17 protein-coding genes are annotated in these 19675 nt (G+C 65.0%); 6 read left to right on the top strand and 11 right to left on the bottom strand.

Going from position 1 to position 19675, the window contains the following annotated elements:
• Window positions 1-27: 27 nt before the first annotated feature.
• The 5 genes from ABD742_RS16305 to ABD742_RS16285 all read right to left on the bottom strand — a co-directional run bounded on the left by ABD742_RS16305 (window position 28) and on the right by ABD742_RS16285 (window position 5427).
• Window positions 28-1752 carry an MDR family MFS transporter gene (locus ABD742_RS16305; RefSeq protein WP_234750893.1) on the bottom strand — a complete coding sequence of 575 codons (1725 nt, stop codon included), beginning with the start codon at window positions 1750-1752 and terminating at the stop codon, window positions 28-30.
• Window positions 1749-2417: a TetR/AcrR family transcriptional regulator gene (locus ABD742_RS16300; RefSeq protein WP_234750892.1), complete on the bottom strand. Its 669-nt coding sequence runs from the start codon at window positions 2415-2417 to the stop codon at window positions 1749-1751. The genes ABD742_RS16305 and ABD742_RS16300 overlap by 4 nt, the downstream gene beginning before the upstream one ends.
• A gap of 131 nt (window positions 2418-2548) precedes the next feature.
• A complete protein-coding gene (locus tag ABD742_RS16295) occupies window positions 2549-3985 on the bottom strand; it encodes a class II fumarate hydratase (protein ID WP_234750891.1) in 1437 nt (478 codons plus the stop codon).
• A 98-nt stretch (window positions 3986-4083) separates the two neighbouring features.
• Complete coding sequence (locus ABD742_RS16290) at window positions 4084-4698, bottom strand: carbonic anhydrase (protein WP_234750890.1); 615 nt, start codon at window positions 4696-4698, stop codon at window positions 4084-4086.
• Between the two features lie 9 nt (window positions 4699-4707).
• Entirely contained in the window at window positions 4708-5427 is a 720-nt protein-coding gene (locus ABD742_RS16285; RefSeq protein ID WP_234750889.1) for a DUF4245 domain-containing protein, read from the bottom strand.
• Between the two features lie 204 nt (window positions 5428-5631).
• On the opposite strand from ABD742_RS16285, the gene glpX reads away from it, so the two are divergent.
• Both glpX and ABD742_RS16275 read left to right on the top strand, forming a co-directional pair.
• Window positions 5632-6651, top strand: a complete 1020-nt coding sequence (glpX, locus tag ABD742_RS16280; protein ID WP_171983398.1) for a class II fructose-bisphosphatase — start codon at window positions 5632-5634, stop codon at window positions 6649-6651.
• Between the two features lie 140 nt (window positions 6652-6791).
• On the top strand, window positions 6792-7745 hold the full coding sequence (locus tag ABD742_RS16275) for an endonuclease domain-containing protein (protein WP_234750888.1): 954 nt from the start codon (window positions 6792-6794) through the stop codon (window positions 7743-7745).
• Window positions 7746-7783: 38 nt separating this feature from the next.
• Here ABD742_RS16275 and ABD742_RS16270 read toward each other — a convergent pair whose 3' ends face one another.
• The 4 genes from ABD742_RS16270 to ABD742_RS16255 all read right to left on the bottom strand — a co-directional run bounded on the left by ABD742_RS16270 (window position 7784) and on the right by ABD742_RS16255 (window position 11827).
• Window positions 7784-8719 (bottom strand): lipid II:glycine glycyltransferase FemX, encoded by a 936-nt coding sequence (locus ABD742_RS16270; RefSeq protein WP_234750887.1) that lies wholly within the window; start codon window positions 8717-8719, stop codon window positions 7784-7786.
• A 3-nt stretch (window positions 8720-8722) separates the two neighbouring features.
• Window positions 8723-9973: a mannose-6-phosphate isomerase, class I gene (gene manA / locus ABD742_RS16265; RefSeq protein WP_234750886.1), complete on the bottom strand. Its 1251-nt coding sequence runs from the start codon at window positions 9971-9973 to the stop codon at window positions 8723-8725.
• Window positions 9974-10049: 76 nt separating this feature from the next.
• Window positions 10050-10643: a 5-(carboxyamino)imidazole ribonucleotide mutase gene (gene purE, locus ABD742_RS16260; RefSeq protein WP_234750885.1), complete on the bottom strand. Its 594-nt coding sequence runs from the start codon at window positions 10641-10643 to the stop codon at window positions 10050-10052.
• Window positions 10640-11827 carry a 5-(carboxyamino)imidazole ribonucleotide synthase gene (locus tag ABD742_RS16255; protein ID WP_308193841.1) on the bottom strand — a complete coding sequence of 396 codons (1188 nt, stop codon included), beginning with the start codon at window positions 11825-11827 and terminating at the stop codon, window positions 10640-10642. The genes purE and ABD742_RS16255 overlap by 4 nt, the downstream gene beginning before the upstream one ends.
• Before the next feature lie 171 nt (window positions 11828-11998).
• Here ABD742_RS16255 and ABD742_RS16250 point away from each other — a divergent pair, with 171 nt between their 5' ends.
• Window positions 11999-12571 (top strand): GtrA family protein, encoded by a 573-nt coding sequence (locus ABD742_RS16250; RefSeq protein WP_234750884.1) that lies wholly within the window; start codon window positions 11999-12001, stop codon window positions 12569-12571.
• Here ABD742_RS16250 and ABD742_RS16245 read toward each other — a convergent pair.
• Window positions 12558-13256 (bottom strand): TIGR03089 family protein, encoded by a 699-nt coding sequence (locus tag ABD742_RS16245; RefSeq protein WP_234750883.1) that lies wholly within the window; start codon window positions 13254-13256, stop codon window positions 12558-12560. The two genes, ABD742_RS16250 and ABD742_RS16245, sit on opposite strands and share 14 nt — an antisense overlap.
• Window positions 13257-13623: 367 nt before the next feature.
• Between ABD742_RS16245 and ABD742_RS16240 the strand changes: the two genes are divergently transcribed.
• Genes ABD742_RS16240 through ABD742_RS16230 form a run of 3 tightly spaced genes read left to right on the top strand, consistent with a single transcriptional unit; the run spans window position 13624 to window position 19140 of the window.
• Window positions 13624-14169, top strand: coding sequence for a WhiB family transcriptional regulator (locus ABD742_RS16240; RefSeq protein WP_234751062.1), 546 nt, complete (start codon window positions 13624-13626; stop codon window positions 14167-14169).
• The gene (locus ABD742_RS16235; RefSeq protein ID WP_234751061.1) at window positions 14169-17504 is read left to right on the top strand and encodes a glycosyltransferase family 2 protein; all 3336 of its coding nucleotides are present in this window, start codon (window positions 14169-14171) and stop codon (window positions 17502-17504) included. Before ABD742_RS16240 ends, ABD742_RS16235 begins: the two co-directional genes overlap by 1 nt.
• On the top strand, window positions 17497-19140 hold the full coding sequence (locus ABD742_RS16230) for a DUF5719 family protein (RefSeq protein ID WP_234750882.1): 1644 nt from the start codon (window positions 17497-17499) through the stop codon (window positions 19138-19140). Before ABD742_RS16235 ends, ABD742_RS16230 begins: the two co-directional genes overlap by 8 nt.
• On the opposite strand, the gene ABD742_RS16225 is transcribed toward ABD742_RS16230, so the two are convergent.
• Window positions 19134-19652: a metallopeptidase family protein gene (locus tag ABD742_RS16225; protein ID WP_234750881.1), complete on the bottom strand. Its 519-nt coding sequence runs from the start codon at window positions 19650-19652 to the stop codon at window positions 19134-19136. The two genes, ABD742_RS16230 and ABD742_RS16225, sit on opposite strands and share 7 nt — an antisense overlap.
• Between the last annotated feature and the right edge of the window lie 23 nt (window positions 19653-19675).

Here is a 19675-nt window from a genome sequence, read left to right as displayed (position 1 = left end):
CGAGCCAAGGCCGGGCATGTCCTGGCTTCAGCGCCGGGCGAGCTCCCCGTCGTTGTCGCCCACCGGGCCGGACTCCGGCTCGGCGTCCGCGTCAGCGGACCCGTCGGCGGACTCCTCGACGGCCCCCTCGACGGACGCCTCGGGGGATCCTCCGAGGCGTTCGGCTTCAAGGCGTTCCGCCTCCACACCCCCGACAGCCTCGCCCCGGGCCACCATTCCGGCGGTGTCGGAGAGCGGGATCTGCTTGAGGGTGATGGCGAGCAGGAGGGCGGCCGCGATGAACGGGATCAGGTACCAGAACACCGGTGCCAATGAATCGGCATAGGCGTTGACGATGGCATCCTTGACCTGGACCGGCAGTTGGGCCAAGGTCTGCGGATCAAGCTTGCTGGTGGACTGTGCAGCCTGTGCAGCGGAAGCCCCGGCGCCCGTGAATGCCTTGGTGAGGGACTCGGCCAGCCGCGTGGTGAAGATCGAGCCGAAGACGGCAACGCCCAACGAAGCCCCGACCTCGCGGAAGTAGTTGTTGGTGCTCGTTGCCGTGCCGATCTGCTCAGCCGGAACCGCGTTCTGGACCACCAGGACGATGACCTGCATGATCAGGCCCAGGCCTGCGCCGAAGATGAACAGCTGGATGCAGATGACCCAGATCGGAGTTGCTGCCGTGAGCGTCGTGAGCCACAACATCGCAACGATCGTGAGGCTCGCTCCGAGGATCGGGAACATCTTGTACTTGCCGGTCTTTGAGATGCGGATACCGGAGTAGATGGACGTACCCATGAGTCCAACCATCATCGGCAGCATGAGCAGGCCGGAGACGGCGGCTGAAGTGCCGGAGGACATCTGCAGGAACGTCGGCACGAAGGCGATGGCGGCGAACATGCCCAAGCCCAGCGTGAAGCCGATGGCCGTTGCGTTGATGAAGATCCGGTTCTTGAACAGGCTTAGCGGAATGATGGGGTCTTCGGCCTTGCGCTCCACGAGGACGAAGAGGAAGGCAGCAAGCACCATGCCGGCGCCGAAGGCCCAGGTGAGCGGGGAGTCCCAGCCTTGGTCCTTCTTGCCGCCGAAGTCGGTGAAGAAGATCAGGCAGGCCGTGGCCGCGGACAGCAGCAGGACTCCAAGGATGTCGATGCGCTTTTCGGCCTTCTTGTTCGGCAGGGTGAGCGTGAACCAGGCGATCGTGAACGCCGCAATGCCGACGGGGATGTTGATGTAGAAGGCCCATTCCCACGTCAGGTGATCGACGAAGAAGCCGCCCAGGAGCGGACCGGCCACGGCGGAGAGGCCGAAGATGGCACCGAGGGGGCCCATGTACTTGCCGCGTTCCTTGGCAGGCACGATGTCCGCGATGATGGCCTGCGACAGGATCATCAGTCCGCCGCCGCCCAGGCCCTGGATGGCGCGGAAGATCACGAAACCCCAGAAGTCGGTGGCGAAGGCACAACCGATGGAAGCTGCCGTGAACAAACCGATGGCAATCAGGAACAGGTTTCGCCGGCCCAGGATGTCACCGAACTTGCCGTAGATCGGCATGACGATGGTGGTGGCGAGCAAGTAGGCCGTGGTGATCCAGGCCTGGTTCTCCACGCCGCCGAGCTTGCCGACGATAGTGGGCATGGCCGTGGACACGATGGTCTGGTCCAGGCTGGAGAGCAGCATTCCGGCGATGAGCGCCGAGAAAATGATCCAGATCCTTTTCTGGGTCAAGAGCAGCGGTGCGGCCGCTTTGGTCTTGAGAGTGGTACTCACGGTTGGTCCTTCAGGGGTTCGACGGGGTTGGTGTCCAGCGGTTGGGCGAAGAGTGCGCGGGCTGCGTCGAGGTTCTGATCCAGCAGTTTGCGGTAGGGCTCGGTGTTCTCTTCGGAAAAAAACTGTTTGCTCGTCTTCTTGGTGACTGCGCCGAAGACCGCGGCGGCCATGATGACCTCGATGTGGTCTGCCGGGAGGCCTTCCCGGGCGGCGATGAGTTCGGCGAACTGGCGCTCGCGGACTTCGCCTTCGCGGGTCAACCGGCCCAGGAGCTGGGGCTCGGCCGTGACGGCCGCGATGAGCTGGCGGATCTCCGAAGGGCTGACGGTCGACCGCTCGAGGACGGCCAGGGTGAAGTGGCGCAGGGCGGACAACAGCGAATCGGAGATCGTGCCGATGGCACGGGCGGGGTTGCGGTTGAAGGTCTCCAGCGCCTCTTCAGGAAGCTCGTCGGAGAACGATCCGATCACCGCGTCTTCCTTGGTGTGGAAGTAATTGAAAAACGTCCGCCGCGATATCCCGGCCTGTTCGCAGGCTTCTTCGACGGTGAAACCGTTGAGTCCGTGTTGAGCGGTCAGGGACCGTGCGACGGCGGAGATCGCCGCGCGGGTCTGGGCGCGCTTGCGCTCCCGGAGCCCGCCGTCGTTAATTGCACTATTTTCCACAAAGTAAAGTTTTGCACTTTTCTATCGAAAGTGCAAGAAACTCCTTCGAGCGGAAACGACGACGGCGGCCGGCACCTTCCGCGGGGAAGGTGCCGGCCGCCGTCGGGCTGGCCAGTCGGGCTGGCGGGAAGCTAGGCCTTGTGGGCCGGGCGGGTCATGGTGGTGACGTCGAGAGCCTTGTCGAGCTGCTCTTCGCTCAGTTCGCCGCGCTCGAGGTAACCAAGGGAGATCACGGCTTCGCGGATGGTCAAACCCTCGGCAACGGCCTTCTTGGCGATCTTTGCCGCTGCTTCGTAACCGATGAACTTGTTCAGCGGGGTCACGATGGACGGGGAAGCCTCGGCCAGGAAGCGTGCGCGCTCCACGTTGGCCGTGATGCCGTCGATCATCTTGTCGGCCATGACGCGGCTGGTGTTGGCCAGGAGCCGGATGGATTCGAGCAGGTTGGCAGCCATGACGGGGATGCCGACATTGAGCTCGAAGGCGCCGTTGGTACCGGACCAGGCGATGGCGGTGTCGTTGCCGATGACCTGGGCGCAGACCATGATCGATGCTTCGCAGATGACCGGGTTGACCTTGCCCGGCATGATCGACGAGCCCGGCTGGAGGTCCGGGATGGAGATTTCGCCGAGTCCCGTGTTGGGGCCGGAGCCCATCCAGCGGAGATCGTTGTTGATCTTCATGAAGGAGATGGCGATGTTGCGCAGCTGGCTGGAGCCCTCGATGAGGCCGTCGCGGTTGGCCTGCGCCTCGAAGTGGTCGCGTGCCTCGGTCAGCGGCAGGCCGGTGTCGGCCGCGAGGAGCTCGATGACGCGCTCCGGGAAGCCTTCCGGGGTGTTGATGCCGGTGCCGACCGCGGTTCCGCCCAGGGGGACCTCGGCGACGCGGGGGAGGGCTGCGTTGATGCGCTCGACGCCGTAACGGACCTGGGCGGCGTAGCCGCCGAACTCCTGGCCCAAGGTCACCGGAGTGGCGTCCATGAGGTGGGTTCGGCCGGACTTGACGACGTCCTTGAACTCCACGGCCTTGCGGTCCAAGGAAGCAGCCAGGTACTCGAGCGCCGGGATCAGGTCGTTGATCAGCGCCGACGTCGCGGCGACGTGGACCGACGTCGGGAAGACATCGTTGGAGGACTGCGAAGCGTTGACGTGGTCGTTCGGGTGGACAACTTTGTCGCTCCCGGAGGCCGCGAGGGCACGCGTCGCCAGCTCAGCGATGACCTCGTTGGTGTTCATGTTGGACGAGGTACCCGAACCGGTCTGGAAGACGTCGATGGGGAAATCGCCGTCGTACTTTCCGGCGGCAACCTCATCGGCAGCGTTGGAAATCGCCTCGGCGAGCTCGCCGTCGAGCACTCCCAGTTCAGCGTTCGCCAGGGCCGCGGCCTTCTTGACGCGGGCCAGGGCCTCGATGTGTGCGCGCTCAAGCGTCTTGCCGGAGATCGGGAAGTTCTCGACGGCGCGCTGCGTCTGGGCGCGGTATAGGGCGTTCACAGGAACGCGAACTTCGCCCATCGTGTCATGTTCAATACGGAACTCGGCCGTGTTGGATTCTTGAGTGGAAGTCATGGGGCTAGCTTATGGCGAGCAGCCGCTTGACCGAAAACTGGCGGGCCAAAGCTACGGCCGTTGCTTGCCGCCCCTTCGGGGGCGGCCCGGCATCCCGCTTAGAGCTTGCCGATCCCGGAAACCAGCGCCGCGCGGCCTTCGTCCAGTTTGTAGGAAAGCCCGACGACGGCGGCCCGGCCGTCGTCGATCGCGTCGGAAATCACACGGGAACTGTCGGCCAGGCGGCGGGCTGTCTGCTTGACGTGCTCCACCACCATCTCGTTGACGTCCGTCTGCTCATTGCGCAGTGCGGTGAGGACGGAAGGCGTGATGCGCTCCACGAGGGAACGGATGAAACCTGCGGGCATGTCACCGGTCTCGACGGCACTCTTGGTCGCGGTCACAGCGCCGCAGCTGTCGTGGCCAAGGATCACGATGAGCGGAACATGCAGCTGGGAGATGCTGTATTCCAGCGAACCAAGGACGGCGTCGTCGATCACTTGTCCGGCCGTGCGGACCACGAAGGCATCGCCCAGGCCGAGGTCGAAGATGATCTCAGCAGCCAGGCGGGAATCCGAGCAACCGAAGATCACTGCGAATGGATGCTGGTCCTCGACCAAGGAATGCCTGCGGGAAGCGTCCTGGTTGGGGTGCAACGATTCCCCGGCGACAAAGCGTTCGTTTCCTTCGCGCAGACGGCGCCAGGCAAGGGCAGGAGTCAGATAGGTAGCCACGGCGCTACTTTACGGCTTTGCGGTGGCAGGCTGCGAAACTGTGTCGCCCGGCTTCGTGCTCGCGTCCGCTGAAGCGACAGGAGCTGCGTCTGCTGCTTTCACCACGGCTGCGGCCAATGTGGAGAATTCGTCCAGTCCTGCGCTGCCGCTCAGGATGATCGTGGTGCCGCGGTAGTTCAGGACCATGCTGCGGTTGCCCTTGGCCGTGTCATGGAGTTCCCAGTCGTGGCCGCCGGCGCTGCGTGTGCCTGTCACCGGAGCGCTGCCGGCCTGCTGGAAAATCCAGGTTGGATTGGCCTTGCGGGTCTGGACAATTCCGATGAACGCCTGCTTGGGGGTGACGTATCCGACTTCCCATGTGGGTACGCCATCGCCGGTCCCGGATACCCAGCGAGCGTAGTTGGGACTAAATGTGTCGCCGGTATCCGGCGCCACAGGTGTGAAACCCGCCACATCTTTCGCGTTGGCTGCGGTTGCGGCCACATCGACGTTGGGCTTGTAACCGTTGCTCTTCGGCGCCGGATTCATGAGCACGATCGGCAGGAACGCCAACACGCAGAGGAGCAACGCGATGAGCATGCCAATGACCGATGCGTTGGCCCTTTTGGCTGCTTTCGCCGCGATAACGGGCTTGACGGCAGGCTGACCGGCGTCGTCGGTGCCGGCTGCGCCGGTGCCTCCGTTGCCGGAGGGGGCGGCGGCAATTGCTTTGTCTTGCGTTTCACTCACGCTTCAATAGTCTCCTATCCAAGCGGCTAATACACATCGGCCGGTCCGCGCAAGGGGCGTTCCGGGTGTTGGTCATCCCATGACCGTGCCGCCCCGCCGCGACTATGATCTCTTGTAGAGGAATCATTCAGGCCGCCAAGCGCAGCCATTCCTGGTCCCACGAATCGCGTCATCGAAGAAGAGGTTCACGTGTCTCCAGCGCCAATGTCCCAGAAGTATTCCACGATTTCGCCGGCGCTCGCCGTCGGGACCGATGAGCCGGACCGCAACCTGGCCCTCGAACTTGTCCGGGTTACCGAAGCTGCCGCCATTGCCGGCGGTCACTGGGTTGGATTCGGCGACAAGAACAAGGCAGATGGCGCCGCCGTTGACGCCATGCGCTCCTTCCTCCACACCGTCCATTTCAACGGCGTCGTTGTCATTGGCGAGGGTGAGAAGGACGAAGCCCCCATGCTCTTCAATGGCGAGCACGTCGGTGACGGCACCGGACCCGAGTGCGACGTCGCCGTCGACCCCATCGATGGAACCCGCCTGACCGCCCTGGGCATCAACAACGCCCTCGCCGTGCTGGCAGTTGCCGAACGCGGCACCATGTTCGATCCCTCAGCCGTGTTCTACATGGAGAAGCTCGTCACGGGCCCCGAAGCCGCCGACATGGTGGACCTGCGCCTGCCGGTGAAGCAGAACCTGCACCTGATCGCCAAGGCCAAGGGCGTCAAGGTCAACCAGCTCAACGTCATGATCCTCGACCGCGACCGCCACCGCCCGCTGGTGGAGGAAATCCGCGAAGCCGGTGCCCGCACCAAGTTCATCATGGACGGCGACGTTGCAGGCGCCATCGCCGCCGCACGTTCCGGCACCGGCGTCGACGCCCTGATGGGCATCGGCGGTACCCCGGAAGGCATCGTTGCCGCGTGTGCCATCAAGTCCCTCGGCGGTGTCATCCAGGGCCGCCTGTGGCCCACGAGCGACGACGAGAAGCAGAAGGCCATCGACGCCGGACACGACCTCGAGCGCGTCCTCTCGACGAACGACCTCGTCACGAGCGATAACTGCTACTTCGCAGCCACCGGCATCACCGACGGCGACCTCCTCAAGGGTGTGCGTTACTCCAAGGACAAGGTCCTGACCCAGTCCATCGTGATGCGCTCCAAGTCCGGCACCATCCGCTTTGTCGATGGCGAGCACCAGGCCAGCAAGTGGGAGGGCTACGCCCGCAAGTAGGACCCACCCTCCCGCGCGAACTGGCAGCAAATGCCCTCTGAATCCAGATTTGGAGGCATTTGCTGCCAGTTCGCGTTAAGCAGTGGAATCCGTCCTGTGGATAACTCAATTTAGGGACCGAAGCCGGGCAAGAATTGAGCATGTCCCGGACTCCGATGCCCCCGCAGCTTCCAAACGGTTCCTTTCCGGCGTCGGCCGCTGAGACCCTTGGATTGAGCCAGAAGCAACTGCGCCGCGACGGCATTGTCACGTTGTCGCGGGGACTGCGCCTGCCGTTGCACAGCACGGGAACCGTCGCGGAACACTTGCGGGGTTACATCGAGCTCGACCCCGAATGTTGCCTGAGCCACGGGTCCGCCGCACGAATCCATCGCATCAGTTTGTCCAAAGCGCTTGAAGAGGATTGGCGGATCCATCTGGCCCGCCCGGGCGAGAGGTGGAAACCGCGGAGGCGGAATGTTGTTGGGCACCAACTCACGTTCAAACCGGGTGAAGTGATAGTGCTCGACGGCGTCCGGCTCACCTCGCCTGCCCGGACGTGGCTGGACTTGGCCCAAGTTATGAGTATCGACGACATTGTCGCGGCGGGCGACTCGATCGTTGTCGAGCACAGCGAAAACCATCCAAGGCCGCGCGAGGCTTTGGCAACCATTGAGGATTTGAAGGCGATGGTCGCAGCCCACCCGGGAATGCGTGGCGTACGTAAGGCCAGGCTGGCCCTGGATCTGGTTCGAGTCGGCGCGGATTCGCCGCAGGAAACGCAGATGCGCCTCATATTGCTGCATGCAGGGTTGCCTGAACCCACGCTGAACCACGTCATCTTCAACGAGTGGGGTGCCCCTGCTGTGTGGCCCGATGCCGCTTACCTCAAGGAGCGGATCGCCCTCCAATACGACGGGCGGCATCATGGGGAAGCTGAGCAGTACCAGAGAGACATCAGGCGCCAAGCGTTAACGGAACGGCTGGGGTGGCACGAAGTCCGGGTCCACCATGAGGATTTGCTCGGGCCCCGGCCGGAAGTGGTGGAAAAAGTCCGCCGGGCGCTGTGGGCTGGCCGCGAGTTGGCAGCAGGTGCCCGCAAAGTCGGATTTTGAGGGCATCTGCTGCCAGTTCGCGCGGAGAAGGAGAAGCGTCAGCGCAGCTTTTCGCGCAGCTTCCGGGCCACTTGGTAGGCGCCGTAGCGGAGCTTGTTGACGGGAAGGTCCCATGTGCCCGGGTAGGCGATTTCCCGGCCCCCGAAGGACTTCTTGAAGGCGGTGAATCCGGCCCACTTGTGGTCGGGCTCGTCCTCCGGGGCCACGCCCCACAGGTCCACGTGCTTGAGTCCCTTGTCCTTGGCATCCGCCATGAGCGTTACGAGCAACGGAATGCCCGCGCTGAGCTTGCGGTGCGTGTCATCGAGTGCCGCGTGGGCGTAGGTACGCGTGTCGGCGGAGTCGTACGCCAAGGCGGCAGCAATCGGCTCGCCCTCGAGTTCGGCGATGAACAGGGTGCCGGCACCGGCTGGCATGAGGGAGCGCGCCACTGAGGTCAGGTAGTCGTCGCTCTGCGGCTTGAAGCCGTTGCGTGCCGCGGTCATGTGCAGGAAGTCGAGAAGGACCGAGATGTCTTCAGGATCCTGCGAGGACCGGAAGGTGACACCCTTCTTGTGGATGTTGCGGTACAGGTTCCGGTTTGTGGGTTTCATGCCCGCGAGGACGTCATTGAAGTCGCCGTCCAGATCCACGATCCAGCTCAATTCCGGCTGCTGGTTGGACGGCGCCGGCTGCAGGCCTCGTTCCCGCAGTACCGCACCGGCGTCGGCGGCTTCGAACCCGGCGGTGACGGGTTCCATCCGGACAAACACCGCCCGGCTGCGGCGCGCTATCGCCACAAGTGCGGCTACGGCTTCGTCAAAGGCCTCCAATGAGTCGGCCACGGGTCCGTAAGGCGTGTAGATGACCTTGCCGCCAGGGTTCCTTTCCTCCACAGCGAGGAAACGCCACCCCGGGCCGGACTCCTCGTGCACGGTACGGCCGAGGGATCGCTGGAAGGACGCCCATGCGGGCGTCTGCAGGAAGTACTCCACCGTCTAGTTCCCGAGGCCTGTTGTGACGGCAAAGGCGACGCTGGTTCCCGTTGCGCCGGCAACCGGGTGCACCATGACGGGCTCTTCGGATGCCGGGATGAACGCACTTCCGCCGCGCTCCACGGCGAGCTCGCTCTTGGGGGAGTCGAGCACGACGGAACCCGAAACCACGACGACGACGGCGGGACCGGCCTGGGCCATCGGCACCGGTTCCGCTCCGGGAGCCAACTCGATGCGCTGGAGCTGGAATTCCCGGAACGGCGGCACGTAAAGATCCTGGCCGAATCCGGAGGTCCTGGGCTCGATGCGCGGTACGCCGAGGGAAGCGAATTCGATGGTCTTCAGGAGTTCGGGGACATCGACGTGCTTGGGAGTGAGGCCGCCACGGAGCACGTTGTCCGAAGCCGCCATCACCTCCACGCCGAGGCCTTTCAGGTATGCGTGGACGTTTCCGCCCGGAAGGTACACCGATTCGCCCGGGGACAGGAAGACAAGATTCAAGAGCAAGGAAATCAGGACACCGGGATCGCCAGGGAACTCACTGTTGATGTCCACCAACGTGGAGAGTTCCGTGGCGTGCTGACCCATCGGCGCGCCCGACTTCAGGATGGAAACCACCTGATCCGTCGCTGCGGAGACGGCATCCCCGCCGGTAATCAGCCGGGTGAACGCAGCTTTGAGTGCCGAGGGCTCATCGGACCCGGAGAGGTCCGCGATGACTCCCGTGATGACGTCAGGAACGTCGACGGCGGCAAGGTCCAGGAGGGTCGCGAGGTGCTCGAAGACACGCTGCGAATCGGCGGCGGGACGGAAACCGCAGAGGGCGTGAAACGGGGTCAGCGCGAAGATCATCTCCGGCTTGTGGTTGTCGTCGCGGTAGTTGCGCTCAGGTGCGTCCGCCGCCATACCTGCGGCATTTTCCTTCGCGAAGCCGTCCCTGGCCTGCTGCAGGCGGGGGTGGACCTGCAAGGACAGGGGCTTGTCGGCTGCAAGGAGCTTGGTGAGGAACGGCAAGCGGGGACCGAATTCAGCCACGCTCGTTTCACCAAGGAAGTGCACAGGATCCACGCTGATCAGCGCGTCCAAAGCGACGGAAGACCCGTCCGGACGGGTGGCCACGGACGGCGAGTCCGGGTGCGCTCCGATCCACAACTCCGCCTCCGGACCGCCCGAGGCGGGCCTTCCCAGCAGAGCGGCGATCGCCGTCGTCGATCCCCATGCATAGGGGCGGAGAACATTCTCAAGCTGGTACACGGCAGGGAATCCTTGTCATTGCGGGACGGTTCTTTCGGGATTGCCGGGGATGAGCTCTTAGCGGCTGCCTGGGCTCTTAGCGGCTGCTGCGGGCGGAGACGTTCGCGGTGGAGAAGACTTCGGCGACCTTGTCGCGGAGCCTGGCCCCTTTTTCGGTGGCGGTGTTGTTGAGCTCCTGGGCGAATTCGAGCAGCTGGCCGCGAAGCCGGACGGCCAGCTCATCGGTTCCGGACGCCAGCACGCGCACGGCGAGGAGGCCGGCGTTGCGGGCGCCGCCGATGGAGACGGTAGCTACGGGAACGCCGGCGGGCATCTGAACGATGGACAGCAAGGAATCCATGCCATCCAGGGTCTTCAGCGGTACCGGGACGCCGATGACGGGCAGCGGGGTGACGGAGGCGAGCATGCCCGGCAGATGGGCTGCGCCGCCTGCTCCGGCGATGATGACGCGGATGCCGCGCTCATGGGCGTTCTGGCCGTAGCGGATCATTTCCGTGGGCATGCGGTGGGCGGAGACGACGTCGGCTTCGAAGGGGATGCCGAATTCGGCCAGGGCGTCCGCTGCAGCTTCCATGACGGGCCAGTCGGAGTCGGAGCCCATGACGAGTCCTACGATCGGGGTTGCGTTCGCCGCACCCGCGTTTTCGGCATCGGTGTTTTCTACGCTCATGCGGTTTCTCCGGAGGTGGTCTCGGCCGGCATGCGGCCGTTGCGGATGATGTCGGCCACAACGGTGGCGCGGTGTCGGATGGAGTCGACGTCTGCAGTCGAGTTGCCGACGAGGTTCACGTGCCCGATCTTGCGGCCGGCCCGCACGGACTTGCCGTAGCAGTGGACCTTTGCAGCCGGTTCGTAGGCGAGGGCCTGGGGGTAGGCGCTGTAGAGATCCTGGTTGTCGCCGCCCAGGAAGTTCTTCATGACAACCACCGCACCCAGGGCGTCGGTGGCACCGAGCGGGAGGTTGAGGACTGCGCGCAAGTGCTGTTCAAACTGGCTGGTGACGGAGCCGTCCTGCGTCCAGTGGCCGGTGTTGTGCGGCCGCATGGCGAGTTCGTTGACCAGGAACCCGACTCCGACGCCGGGCGTTTCGAAGAGTTCGGCCGCCATGACGCCCGTGACTCCGAGTTCATTGGCGATTCGCAGCGCTGCCTCTTCGGCTGCCGCAGCGACCTCCACGGGAATGTCCTGGGCCGGCGCAATCACTTCGTCGCAGACGCCGTCCACCTGGACAGTGTGGACAACCGGCCAAGCGCGGGATTCGCCGTCGGGGGTCCTCGCAACGAGCGCGGAAAGCTCGCGGCTGAAGTCAACCTTCTCTTCGGCCAATAGCGGGCTCATGGCTTCGAACCAGTCCGTCGTGCTCCGGGCGTCGTCGGCGGAATGGACGATGCGCACGCCCTTGCCGTCATAGCCCCCGCGGGGGGTCTTCAAGACGATCGGCCAGCCGGTCTGTTCGCCGAAAGCCACGAGGTCTTCGACGCTGTCGACGGAAGCCCACGCCGGATTGGGGAGCCCGAGGCGGTCGATCGCGGCTCGCATCACGAGTTTGTCCTGCGCGTGCACCAGGGCATCGGGGCCGGGCTGGACGTTGACTCCGGCCTCGATCAGGGCCCTCAGGTGCTCGGTGGGGACGTGCTCGTGGTCGAAGGTCATGACGTCCAAGCCCTCCGAGAATTCAAGGAGGGCGGCGAGGTCCTTGTAGTCGCCGATGGGAGCCGTTGCCACGGCCTGGACCGCGGAAACGTCCTCACCTTCGGCAAGGACCCGGAGTTCAAAGCCAAGGGCGGTTGCGGCCGGGGCCATCATTCGTGCGAGCTGGCCGCCGCCCACCACGCCGATTACAGGAAAAGTCACAAGGTTCAGCCTACCGAACCAGCAGCTGGTTCCCAGATTCTGCCCGCCGCCGGGTCCTTGGGACCCGGTTCGAGGCCGTTGGCACGGAATAATTGGGCAAGCTCCAAGAAATCGGAGCTAAAATGGAGGCTTCGGCCCATCGGCCCCCTAGAACAACGGCCATGGAGGGTCATGATCAACACACTTGCAGATCGCATGCGCGGGCTCGCCTCGCTCTTTTGGCGCGAAGTAGCGAAGTTCGGCGCTGTCGGCGGTGTTGCGTTCGTCATAGATAACGGTTTGACCTACTATCTCATGCACGGCCCGATGTCGGACAGTGAGGCGAAGGCCCGTTTCGTCGGCGCCACCGTGGCCACGGTGTTCTCCTGGATCGCCAACCGTTTCTGGACCTTCCGCCACCGCCGCCAGGCGAACGTGGTGCGCGAGTTCGCGATGTTCATCATCATCAACGGCATTGGCATCGGTATCTCCACCGGCCTGACCGCCATCGCCAAATACGGCATGAACATCCAGGACAAGAACGTCCTGTTCGCTGCCGGAGTGGTCGGCATCCTCGTGGCCACCGTGGTGCGCTTCTTTGCCTACCGCTTCCTGGTGTTCAACAAGGAGCTCGACGAAGAGCCGGCCTTCTCGCATGACCACGAGATCATCGAAGCCCACCACAAGGCCAAGGCCAAGGCCATCCATGCCGCAAGCGCCGCGGTTAGCTCCGATGAAGGCGAAGACGCGGTCAAGCGCCGCTGACGCGCTCGTTGTCCAGCAGGTGCTGGGTGACGTCAACGTCCGGGTGCACCAGGACTACTGAACCGTCCTTGTTCCACGCGCCCAGTGCGTCCGCGAGGGCCGACTCCAAACCGTCGGCCGCGCGGACCAGCAGGCGGACGCCGGCGTCATGTTCCTTGGCGAAGCTGTCCAGCAATTCGCCGTGCGAGTGTCCGGTTTCAGGGCGGCGCAGGGCCGGAAGTGCGGCGTCCGGTTCGGCGTGCGCCATGAACACGTCGCCGTGGGACCGGACTTCAGCCGCGTAGTCCACGACGCCGACCGGCAGCTCTCCCGGCCAGCGCATCGCGAGTGCCGCAAGCGGCACGGCGACGACGGCGTCAAAGCCGGCTCCCGCTCCGACGTCGGGGGTGTCCGTGACAAGCAAATCGGCGCTGCCGCCGTCGAGCACCAGCTCCATGCCCAGCTGCCACCCGGCCAGCGCCCACACGAGGGATTTCCAATGGGCCGGCAGGTCCAAGCGAAGGCTCATGCCTGGTTCGGCGTCGAACTCGTCCTGGAGCAGGTTGCTGGTCTTGGCCACCCAATTGTCCAGGACCCGCCCCGAGAGCTCCACCCGTTCGGCGTAAGGCCCGTACCAGGTCAGGCGTGGGGATGTGGCGTGTCCGGAACGCAGGGCTGCCATCAGGTTCATCGCGGGGGTGCTCATGGCTACATCTTGCCACGGGGCGTCCGGCCCGCCGTCGGGGCCGTGTGAGTTGCAACACATAGGGCCAAGGGGGCGGCCGCAGTGCGGCGCTCAAGGGGTCAAGTGATTTCCCTGAAATTCAATGAAAATACATCTTAAGTGATGTGAAGCTTCCGTTTTTCGCCGGGTGTGCGCGGGTGGGGCGAAAAAATCGCGGGCGTGGCGTGACGGTAGTTAGTACGGAAAGTTGATTATTATCCCGGCGTGGCTTGACGGCACGGTAGTTACACGCGTGTAATTAGATATCGAACGCCGCTGCGGGAGTATCGGGTACATAACCGAGTACCGAATGAGCACGGCAGCAGCTGCACACATCAGGAGGGACGCCATGGGGCAAGCGTTGCGTATCCAGGAAGATGCAGTCGTCGCGGAATATGCGTCGGTGAAGTACCGGTCGCGCGAAGTTCCGGGGGATTGGTATGTTGACCCGGCAGATCCGCAGGCGGCGGACCGCTATATAGAGACCACTCGGGAGTCGCTGGAAGACGAGGCAACAGCCTTTCTTGCTGCCCACGAGGCTCTTGTGGGAGGCAAGCCGGTCGATCCGGAGGACGATCTCGACGATCCCCCCATGGAGCTGCGCCGTCCGCTCGACCGTCCGGCCCAGCCGGTGTGGATCGGGCTTCCGGGCCAGGGGGACTTCGACGACGAAGGCGAACTCGGCTGGCAGACGGACGCCTTGTGCGCCCAGACGGATCCGGAGGCGTTCTTCCCAGAGAAGGGCGGCTCCACACGGGATGCCAAAAAGGTTTGCGGTGCGTGCAATGTCCGTTCGCAGTGCCTTGAATACGCACTCGCCAACGATGAACGTTTTGGTATCTGGGGCGGGCTCTCCGAGCGTGAACGCCGCAGGCTGAGGAAGCGAGCGGTCTGATTCTCAAGGCAGTACACGTTACCGCCGTCGTCGTCTCGCATGACGGCGGTAACTATCTCCCCAGAACCCTGGCGGCTCTGCTGGACCAAACGCGTCCGGCAGATGCCGCCATTGGCATTGATACGGGCTCCCGCGACAAGTCCGCGGCGTTGCTGCAGCGGGCTCTCGGCAAGGCCAATGTCACCAGCACGGGCGAGCACAAAGTAGGTTTCGGTGCGGCCGTCATGGCCGGCCTGGCCCGTTCCGCTCCTCCGCAGGAGCAGGGCACCGCGGAATGGATCTGGTTGTTGCACGACGACGCCGCTCCCGCCCCGGAGGCACTCGCCGAGCTGCTTCAGGCAGTCGAGCGCGCTCCTTCGGTCACTGTGGCCGGCTGCAAGCAGTTGGCCTGGAATGCGGAACGCAGGCTCATCGACGCCGGCCTGTCCACGAGCCGCTGGGCCGAACGGCTGACGCTCATTGAGGCTGATGAACTCGATCAGGGCCAGTACGACGGACGCACGGACACGTTCGCGGTGAATTCCGCAGGCATGCTGATCCGCCGCGATGCATGGGAGCAGCTGGGCGGCTTCGACCCCGCGCTTCCGGGCGTGGGAGACGACGTCGATTTCTGCTGGCGCAACTGGCTTGCGGGCAACAGGGTTGTTGTGGTTCCGGCGGCGCGCATGTTCCATGTGGAGCACCGTCCCCACAGCCTGGCGACACCTGCGGCCGCACGAAAAAGCCAAGTTCATTTGAGGCTCACCCACGCATCGTCCTGGAAGGTTCCGCTCCACGCGCTCGGCGCGTTGCTCGGAAGCATGGCCAGGCTCGTCTTGAGCATCCTGGTCAAAGAGCCCGGTCACGGAATTTCCCAGCTTGGCGCGACCGTTGCGGCGCTCGGCCGTCCCGGGGCGGTTTGGCGATCCAGGCGGAATGCGGCCCGTACGCGACGCGTGCCACGGTCGATGGTCAAGGGTCTGCAGACTCCGCGGCGCGAGGTTTGGGCCCACCGCCGCTCCCTCGTCGAGGCGATTGGCGCAGACGAATTCCAGGAGACGGATTCCCTGGCTCCGGAACCGAGCGGCGACGCCGGTGACGATTTCGTGGCCCTCGCAACGAATGAGCGGGGTTGGATCGGCACGGGCGCAGCGGCCGCCGGATTTGTTGCGCTGGCCGCTTCCATCGTGGGGCTGTTGGGGCTCCTGGGGGCAAACGGGGTGACGGGCGGAGGCCTCTTGCCGTTGTCCGCCGCAGGCGACATCTGGCGGTCCGCGTCCACGTGGTGGATTGGCCTGGGTGCAGGCTTGCCCGGACACGGGGATCCCTTCGCCTACATCCTCTGGCTTGTGTCATTGCTCGGAGGAGGCGCCTCCAGCGCAGCCATCGTGTGGCTGTTGTTGCTGGCCATGCCGCTGTCAGGCCTGGGCGCCTGGTTTGCCGCGGGGGCGATGACCACGCTGCGCCGCTATCGTTTCATTGCCGCGCTGATCTGGGCCGGAGCGCCGGCCCTCCAAGTCGCATTGAACCAAGGAAGGGCCGGCGCCCTCCTGGCCCACGTGGCGATGCCCCTGCTGGTGCTGGCCCTCTTCCGGGCCACTGGATCGGCCCTGGGCCGGGACGCGGCGCTGAATCACCAACGGATCCAGCCATCCGGCTACGCCGCAGCCAAGCCGTTGACGGGCAAGCCGGGCGTCAACGGCACTCCATCGTGGACGGCTGCTGCTGCGGCCGGCCTGGCGCTGGCTTTGGTGACGGCCTCTGCACCGTCCCTGCTGCCTCCTTTTGCAGTCCTCATTGTTTTTTGCGGCATCGCCCTGGGGCGGCGCGGGCGGACCATTTGGTGGTCACTCCTTCCGAGTGCCGCGCTCTTTGCACCGTACGTCCTCTCGGTCCTTGAACGGCCCCGCACCATGCTGGCCGATCCAGGCCTCCCGCTGGGGTTCGAAGCCGCACCGTTGTGGCAGCAATTGCTTGGCCAACCGTTGAAATTCGACGTCAACGGCGGTTTGGCCGGCTTGGCACTCTTCGGCCCGTCGGGTATTCCGTGGGCGCTGGCGCTTGCCCTGCTGCTCGGTGCCCCGGTCCTGCTCCTGGCAATTGCCGCACTCTTTGTGCCCGGAAGGCGGTCGCGCGTCACGCGTTTCCTCTGGGCCGGGGCCCTTTTGCTCCTCGCCTGGGCATGGCTCGCCGGACATGTGGCGACTGGTGTCGACGGCGACCTGCTCGTCGCACCCTTCACGGGGCCGGCAGTTTCCGCAGCCGGGTTCGCGTTCCTGGGAGCGGCGTTGATCGGCGCCGATAGCCTCCTGCAGCTGAAAGCCAAGGCAGAGGATGGCCGCCCGGTCCAGCGCGCAGCAGTGCGAATCGTCTCCGCTGTAGCAACGCTTTTCCTCATTGCCGGACCCCTGGCCGGCATGGGCCTGTGGGCAACCCAGAATGTCCTGGCCAGTGCCGACACCTCGGCTTCGGCCAGCGGGGCGCTTGGCACGCCGCGCCTGGTCGAGCCCTCAGGGCAGGGCACCTTGCCGGCCACCGCCGTCGACCACGGCCAGGGGCCGGAACAGACGCGTACGCTGGTCATCACCGCCGGTGAGAACGGTGGCTACACGTCATCCCTCATGCGCGGAGCCGGCACTACCTTGGACTCGCTCTCGACTATCGCCGCCGGACGTTCCATCGTGGGATCACCCGGACAAGAACGCCTCGTGGCCGACGACGACGCTACCGCGTCCATCCGGAACGCCGTAGCCACGATTGTCGCGGGAACAGGCGTGGACCCCCGGCCCGGCCTTGAGCAGCTCGGTGCCGGATTCGTGGTTCTGAAGTCAGCAGACGCCGCTGCCCAGCTGACGGCCAACCGGATCGATTCCGTTCCCGGCCTGGTGGCTGTGGGCAAAACCGATTCGGGGTGGCTGTGGCGGGTCACGCCGCTCAACCAAGCCGCCGCAGCCGACGCCGAGACGGCGCACCGCGTCAGGGTGGTGGATGCCAAGGGCGCCGTTGTTGCCCTCTTGCCCTCGCTCGGAACCTCTGCCGCCGGCAACATCCCGGCAGGCGGGGACGGACGCCTGGTAGTGCTCGCTGAGCGGGCAGACGCCGGTTGGAGCGCTTGGTTGGATGGCCGCCAACTGAGCCCGACGACGTCCGGATGGGCCCAAGCATTCACTTTGCCGTCTACAGGCGGCCAGATCGAGATCCGCTACACCACCGTTTGGGAGCCTTGGCTCAGCATTCTTCAGGCCGTAGTGATCGGATTGACCGTCCTGCTGGCCATCCCCATGCCTGCCCGCAGGCCGAAAGCCAGCCTCCTGAAAGAACGAAACTCCCTCCGTAAGGAGTACAGCAGTGTCTGACAACCAAGGCCCGGCACCCGAGCTCAAAGCGGGGTCGAGGAAGCGCGGCCAGCGCAAAACCGGGAACAAGAACAAGGCCGTTGTGTTGGGAGCGCTTTCCGCGACGTTGCTCCTTGCCGCAGGGGCCGGGATGGTGTCGGCAGCATCCCTCCTGCAGTCCCCGTCGGGAAGCAAAACGCTGGACATGTCCCTCGCGGATGTCCCGGCGGGCAGGACAACCGCAGTGTGTCCGGCACCTCCGCGGCTCCCCGAGGGAACCGCCACGGGCACCGACAACCAGTTCAGCCCTGTTTCACGTTCGGCAAAGAGCTTCCTGGATGCGCTGGTGCTCAGTGACGCCTCCGGATCCGTTCCCGGGAGCAACCTCGCCTCGCTCGATGGCTCAGCGATCGCCGACATTGCCAAGCCCCCCGCCGCCACCCAACCCCCGGCGTCGGGGCCTCCCGTGCTGAACGCCGGCGTCGTGGCCCAGAGGCCCGCAGGCGACGTCACCGTGGTGGACGCCGATCCCATCAGCGGCCAGAAGGCTGCAGTAGCGGGTTTGATGAGCTACACCGCGAGCGACGGCGACCTCCGCGGACTGGCGGCGGCACCCTGCCAGCAGCCGGTCAACGATGCATGGCTCCTGGGAGCAAACACCGCACTGGGGCGAACGGCGGTTTTGAATATCAGCAATGCCTCGGGCACGCCGGCTACCGTCAATCTCGAGCTGTTCGGTGCCCATGGACAGATCCAAGCCCCGGACAGCCGTGGCTTGCTGGTTTCGCCGGGAGCTACCCGGTCCATCAACTTGGCCGGCCTTGCCCCGAACGAGGGTCAGCTCTCGGTGCATCTGCGCAGCAGCGGCGGCCCGGTCGCAGCAACCATCCAGCAGAGCGTTCTCCGGGGTCTTACTGCCGGTGGTGTCGAGGTCATTACTCCCGGTGCCGGCGCCGCCGATTCCCAGGTCATGACCGGGGTGGACGTCCAGGACCCGGCCGCCGTGAAGTCACTCGCGGACAAGCCCGGTTTTGCCGACGTCGTTCCGGCCTTGCAGATCACGGTCCCTGGTCCGGTGGACGCTGTGGTGGACGTGCGTTTGTTCGGGCCGAACGGCCAGCGCGCTTTGCCCGGCGGGGGAGCGGTGACCGCCAAAGCGGGTTCGGTTACCGAAGTGCCGCTCACGGGCGTCCCGGCCGGCATGTATACCGTGAGCGCTACTTCGGATGTTTCCTTCGCAGCGTCCTCCCGCGTAACGCGGGGGCTCAAGGCCGAGGACCCCGTTGATTTCGCTTGGTCTCCGGCCGCGGTCCGTTTGGGCAGCCAGCATGTGATGGCGGTGCCCCAAAGCGGGACCCGCTTCCTCAGCTTCGGCGTGCCGACGGGCCGGGCCACGGTCAGTTACACCCCGGTCACCTCGGACGGCAAGGTACACAAGGCGCAAACGGTCGATATCGCCGGCGGAACCACCGCGGTCATCGGCGTTCCGGATAAGTCCGACGGCGCCGCGGTCTCGGGCTACATCGTGTCGGCGGCAGGCGACGCGGCCTATGGTGCGCTCGTGCTTGGCCAAGGCGATCAACCCGGGGTTTCGGTCCTGACCATCCAGGATGGCGCGGCGGGCCACGAAAAAGTACAGGTCACGCTGGGTTACTGATAACGACGGCGGTAAACGGGGTCCAGGGTCTCCGGCGGCACTCCGAGCATCTCCGCGGTGTACTCGACGACGACGTCGTGCACCAGGTCCTGGAGGTCCTCGCGGCCGCCGGTAGTGTGCTCGACGACGCGCCGATAGATGGTGATGACGGGTCCTGCTCCGTGGGCCGCCGGGGTGTATGAACCCAGCGGTGCCGCGGTACCCTCGGCCACTAGCTGCTCAAGGTTCGGCGGGATCTCGTCGACGGCGAACGCGACGCCGTCGAGCCGTTTGCCCCACATGTCCTGCAGCCGTTCGGCGGAATCGAGCACGAGGTCGTCGAACCTTTCGCCACGCGTCCGGTAGCCGGGAAGGTTGGGAAGCATGATTTCCCCGCGCAACCCCCGCCCGTGGCGGTTCCTTCGGCGCTCCCTGAAGCCGCGTGCGGATGTGCCCGCCGTCGTCGTTTCCTGGCTGTCCCCGGTGTCGGACAAATGGACTGTGAAGCCCGGAACGTGGTGCTGTGACTGCATATATCGACTTTAGACCCGTGATT

The sequence above is a fragment of the Arthrobacter ramosus genome (assembly GCF_039535095.1).
In the GTDB taxonomy this organism is placed as follows: domain Bacteria; phylum Actinomycetota; class Actinomycetes; order Actinomycetales; family Micrococcaceae; genus Arthrobacter; species Arthrobacter ramosus.
This window is presented reverse-complemented; position numbering and strand designations above follow the sequence as displayed.

Excerpts from the sequence above, each read along its gene's own strand:
- ABD742_RS16295 (WP_234750891.1), bottom strand. The coding sequence starts at position 3,985 with ATGACTTCCACTCAAGAATCCAACACGGCCGAGTTCCGTATTGAACAT.
- glpX (WP_171983398.1), top strand. The coding sequence starts at position 5,632 with ATGTCCCAGAAGTATTCCACGATTTCGCCGGCGCTCGCCGTCGGGACC.
- ABD742_RS16275 (WP_234750888.1), top strand. The coding sequence starts at position 6,792 with ATGTCCCGGACTCCGATGCCCCCGCAGCTTCCAAACGGTTCCTTTCCG.
- purE (WP_234750885.1), bottom strand. The coding sequence starts at position 10,643 with ATGAGCGTAGAAAACACCGATGCCGAAAACGCGGGTGCGGCGAACGCA.
- ABD742_RS16250 (WP_234750884.1), top strand. The coding sequence starts at position 11,999 with ATGATCAACACACTTGCAGATCGCATGCGCGGGCTCGCCTCGCTCTTT.
- ABD742_RS16245 (WP_234750883.1), bottom strand. The coding sequence starts at position 13,256 with ATGAGCACCCCCGCGATGAACCTGATGGCAGCCCTGCGTTCCGGACAC.
- ABD742_RS16240 (WP_234751062.1), top strand. The coding sequence starts at position 13,624 with ATGGGGCAAGCGTTGCGTATCCAGGAAGATGCAGTCGTCGCGGAATAT.
- ABD742_RS16225 (WP_234750881.1), bottom strand. The coding sequence starts at position 19,652 with ATGCAGTCACAGCACCACGTTCCGGGCTTCACAGTCCATTTGTCCGAC.